The following is a 4343-nucleotide window of genomic DNA, read 5'->3' on the forward strand; positions in this document are numbered from 1 at the left end:
CTCCCCGTCACTATACGGGGAGAGGATGCCGGCAGGCAGGTGAGGGGCGGCGCCAGCGCCCGTAAAGGGTGACGGGCGAATTTGAAACCTGAAGCGACTGCTCTGGAAGACGGATAGCCAATCCCGTTCTGTCGACTAGCGCCACGCCGCCGCCGATGCGGCGATCAGCATCAGCGATGCTGCGACCATTGCGCAGGTGGCAAAACCAAAGCTGGAGTAGAGCGGCCCGAAGCTGGTGGTGCCGACGAAGACCGCGAGGTAAGTCACCGCACTGTTCAGGCCCATGATCGTGCCGCGCCGCGAGGGATCGAGCGCAGACAGGCGCATTACCAGGACATTCAGGCCGAAATGATTGGCCAGTCCCCAGATTGCCACCATGGTCAAGGTCAGCCCGAAACTGCCGCTCGTCGCCGCCATCGCGACATAGACGACTGCGACCAGAAGATAGGCGAACGGCATTACGCGCCGCGCACCCAGTCTGTCGATGACGCCGTCGAGCAGAGCAGCCGTCCCGAAGCCTATGCCGTAGGCAAGCGCCGCCAAGCCATTGGCGCTCACCGGCTGTCCAAGCCCGACATGAAGATGGTCGCCGAGATAGCCATAGACGCCGTAGAACGAAGTCATGAAGGCCGCGCACGCGACCAGCAGCGGCAGGATTCCGGGAATGCCGAGCGCTTCCAGCGGGGCGGGCGCCGGTCCGGCCTTCCTGATGTCGCTGAGCGACGTCGCTGTCAGCCCCATCCATGCAAGGGTCGCGAGCACCGCGACCGCTGCGAAAACGGCGCGCCAATGCACAAGATCGGCAAGCACGGCCGAAAGCGAAACGCCGGCGACCATGCTGAGCGTCCATCCAGTCAGGACGACGCCGATCGTGCCGCTCTCCCTGCCCGGTGGGGCGATGGCCGCGGCGCTGGCATAGATCGCGGGCATGGCGATGCCGGCAGCGATGCCGGCGAGTAACTGTGCCGCGACCAGCATGGTCACCGTCGGTGCCGCGGCACTTGCGACCAGCGCGAGTGCCAACAGCAACAGTGCGCTCTGCAGCATCCTGCGAGCACCGAGCCGGTCGATGTAGCGCGCAAGGAACAGGGCGCTTGCGGAGGTGCCAAGGCCGAACGCTGCCGCCGCAATCATCACGGCCGGCACGCTGGTGCCGAACGACGAGGCGACAGCCGGTGCGATCGGACCCAGCACCAGCGAGTTCGAGCCGATGACGGCGATGCAGCCCGTCAGCAGATAGGCAAGCGCCGGGATCGGGGCTCGGGCAGTCAATGGCGCAACTTGATCAATGTTCGACATATCAGCATAATGGCCGTATTCTATTCAGCGGAGAACCAGGAATTTCGCCATGGATGAAGAAACAGATGGCATTCTGCAGAACAGGGCCGCGGCCCGCGATCTCGACGCGATAGACCGAAGAATATTAGGTGTCCTGGTCGATGACGCCACGATCAGCTACGCCGAACTCGGCGATCGCGTCGGCTTGTCGCCACCCGCAGCGCATGAGCGGGTCAAACGGCTCCGTCGCAGCGGCGCCATCCGCAACACAGTCGCCATCATCGATCCCCGGGCGGTGAAAAAGCCTTTGCTTGCCTTTGTCCATATCGACACCAGGGGCTGGGGAAAGACGCCGGAGCTGATGGCGGTCTCGCAATATCCCGAAGTCGAGGAGATCCATACGGTCGCCGGCGACACCTGCATGCTGCTGAAGGTCCGCACGGAAGACACCAGAGCACTCGAAGGCCTTTTGGCGCGCCTGTACGAAACGCCGGGGGTCACCTCGACGCGCAGCTATGTGGTTTTATCGACCTATCTGGAGCGGCCGGTACAGCCGGGCATTACCGAGACGTGGCCGACCCCGAAGCATATGGCGGAGCCTCTGTACTAGGGACGTGGGCTACGCCCGCTCGGGGAACATCGCCTTCAATCCCTCGCGCGATGCCTTGGCAACGCCGCGCTCGGTGATTAAGCCGGTGACCAGCCGCGCCGGCGTCACATCGAAGGCCGGGTTGGCCGCAGGCGTCGTCTCCGGCGAAATGCGCACCTGGGCAATCTCGCCGGCGGCGGTCTTGCCCCAGACCAGCGAGACCTCGTCGGCCGAGCGCTGCTCGATCGGGATTTCGACCAGTCCGTCATGTACCGTCCAGTCGATGGTCGGCGACGGTAGCGCGACATAGAACGGCACGTCATTGTCGGCGGCGGCGAGCGCCTTCAGATAGGTGCCGATCTTGTTGCAGACATCGCCGTCGGCCGTTGTGCGGTCGGTGCCGACGATGACCATGTCGATTGCGCCGCGCTGCATCAGATGGCCGCCGGCATTGTCGACGATCAGTGTGTGCGGCACGCCGTGCCCGGCCATTTCCCACGCGGTCAACTGGGCCCCCTGGTTGCGCGGCCGCGTTTCATCGACATAGACATGGACCGGAATGCCGGCTTCTGTGGCCAGGTAGATCGGCGCCGTGGCGGTGCCGTAATCGACCGTGGCCAGCCAGCCGGCATTGCAGTGGGTCAGGATGTTGACCGGTTCGCCCTTCTGCTTGCGCGCCGCGATCGCCTTGATGATGGCGAGACCGTTCTCGCCGATGGCACGATTCAGCTCGACATCCTCGTCGGCGATTTCGCCGGCGCGCCGGTAGGCTGCTTCTGTGCGTTGTTCTGTCGGCAGGGGGCGTAGGAAGCGCCGCATCTCGTCGAGCGCCCAGCGCAGATTGATCGCGGTCGGGCGCGTCTCGTGCAGTGTTTCCCACACGGCATCGAGCGCTGCATCCGACGGATCGTCAGCCATCTGCATGGCGACGCCGTAGGCAGCGGTGACGCCGATCAGCGGCGCGCCGCGTACCCACATGTCGCGGATGGCGGTGGCGATGCCGTCGACCGTGCCGATCGTCTCGATGCGGAAATCGTGCGGCAGCCAGCGCTGGTCGATGATATCGACCGAACGGCCGTCGTCGCTCAGCCAGATGGTGCGATAGTGGCGGTCGCCGACGTTCAAATGCTGCTCTCCTGTTCGATCAGCGCGGCCAAATTGTTGACCTCGTCGATGCTGTGGATCTGGCGCCGGTTGACGGCGAGGTGACGGCCGAATTTCAGCGCCTTTGCCTCACAACTGGCGCGCAAACCCTCATCGGCAATGGTCTCGAAATCGGCATTGTGGGCGAGGCCGAGGATACGCCTGTGCACCTCGATGCCGGCAAAGCCGAGCAGGTCGGTCCACATCTGGTGCAGCATATGGTCGAGCGCCTGCTCGGCGCCGAGCCTGTCGCCCTGATCCTCGAACAGGCTCTTCTGATAGAGCATGCCGGTGCGCTCGGTGCGCCATAGATGCGAGAATTCGGCGCGGAACACTGACCATGTCTCGACCGTCACACCGAGCAGATAGGCGCGCATGGCGTCGCGCTTTCCCTCCTCCTCGTGGCCGCGTTGCGAGAAGAACGACATCCAGAAATTGGCGAGCAGCATGCCGACATCGAAGGCCATCGGACCGTAGAAGGCGAACTCCGGATCGATCATCCGGGTTTCGCTGTCGGTGACCATGATCGAGCCGGAATGCAGATCGCCATGCAGCAGCGTTTCGGCATTGGCGGCGAAGATGTGCTTCAGCCGCTGCGCCTCGACCTTGAGGTCGCGGTCGGCGCGCAGATCGGCGACCAGGCCGTCGAGCTGCGGCGAGGTGTGCCGGTTCATCTTGGCGTCGAAATAGGGGTCGGAAAACACCAGGCTCTCGGTGATGTCGCAGAGCTCGACATTGTCGGCGAACAGCGCCAGATCGGCCTTGCGGTCCTTGGCGGCCATGTGCAGGTCGGAGCCGCGAAACAGCGTCCGGGCCATGAACAGGCCGATGTCCCGGGCAATGTTCGGCAGCTGGCGGCCGTCGATCAGGGCGCGGCGCAGGATGATGTGCGGCGGCGCAAGATATTCCATGATGATCAGCGCCTGGCCTTCATCGAAATAATGGATCGCCGGCACCGAGCCTGGCGCGCGCGCCTCTTGCCTGGTCAGCGCGTGATATTCGAAGAAGGAGCGCTTCAACGGCAGCGGCCAGCTGTCGCCGACCAGGCGAACATAGGGCAGGGCCTGCTTGACCACGGCTGCACCGCTGGCGCCCTCGACAATGAACACCAGGTTGAGATTGCCGTCGCCGACCTCGCGAACCTTCCAGGCGCCAGTGTCCTTGCCGATCTTCGCGCATAGCGCCTCGTTGCCGCCAAGGCGTGCAGCCAGGGTTTCGACCGATAGTGCTTCGAACGGCAATTTTTCAGTCATCGTCATCCTCCCGCTTATGCGCTCCGAACATAACGGAGGCGTGGCGGCTGGGCCAAGCTAGGAAGCGATCTGGCAATTGT

At 64.0% G+C, this 4343-nt stretch carries 4 protein-coding genes; 1 reads left to right on the forward strand and 3 read right to left on the reverse strand.

Annotated features, from left to right (window positions below):
• Window positions 1-135: 135 nt before the first annotated feature.
• The gene (locus EOC06_RS33375; protein ID WP_128309796.1) at window positions 136-1299 is read right to left on the reverse strand and encodes an MFS transporter; all 1164 of its coding nucleotides are present in this window, start codon (window positions 1297-1299) and stop codon (window positions 136-138) included.
• A gap of 49 nt (window positions 1300-1348) precedes the next feature.
• On the opposite strand from EOC06_RS33375, the gene EOC06_RS33380 reads away from it, so the two are divergent.
• A complete protein-coding gene (locus tag EOC06_RS33380; RefSeq protein WP_128309797.1) occupies window positions 1349-1888 on the forward strand; it encodes an Lrp/AsnC family transcriptional regulator in 540 nt (179 codons plus the stop codon).
• A gap of 9 nt (window positions 1889-1897) precedes the next feature.
• On the opposite strand, the gene mtnA is transcribed toward EOC06_RS33380, so the two are convergent.
• On the reverse strand, window positions 1898-2992 hold the full coding sequence (mtnA, locus tag EOC06_RS33385) for an S-methyl-5-thioribose-1-phosphate isomerase (protein ID WP_128309798.1): 1095 nt from the start codon (window positions 2990-2992) through the stop codon (window positions 1898-1900).
• Window positions 2989-4263 carry an S-methyl-5-thioribose kinase gene (gene mtnK, locus EOC06_RS33390; protein ID WP_128309799.1) on the reverse strand — a complete coding sequence of 425 codons (1275 nt, stop codon included), beginning with the start codon at window positions 4261-4263 and terminating at the stop codon, window positions 2989-2991. The genes mtnA and mtnK overlap by 4 nt, the downstream gene beginning before the upstream one ends.
• Window positions 4264-4343 lie beyond the last annotated feature (80 nt).

Source organism: Mesorhizobium sp. M7A.F.Ca.MR.362.00.0.0 (assembly GCF_004023175.1).
GTDB lineage: Bacteria > Pseudomonadota > Alphaproteobacteria > Rhizobiales > Rhizobiaceae > Mesorhizobium.

Excerpts from the sequence above, each read along its gene's own strand:
- EOC06_RS33375 (WP_128309796.1), bottom strand. The coding sequence starts at position 1,299 with ATGTCGAACATTGATCAAGTTGCGCCATTGACTGCCCGAGCCCCGATC.
- EOC06_RS33380 (WP_128309797.1), top strand. The coding sequence starts at position 1,349 with ATGGATGAAGAAACAGATGGCATTCTGCAGAACAGGGCCGCGGCCCGC.
- mtnK (WP_128309799.1), bottom strand. The coding sequence starts at position 4,263 with ATGACTGAAAAATTGCCGTTCGAAGCACTATCGGTCGAAACCCTGGCT.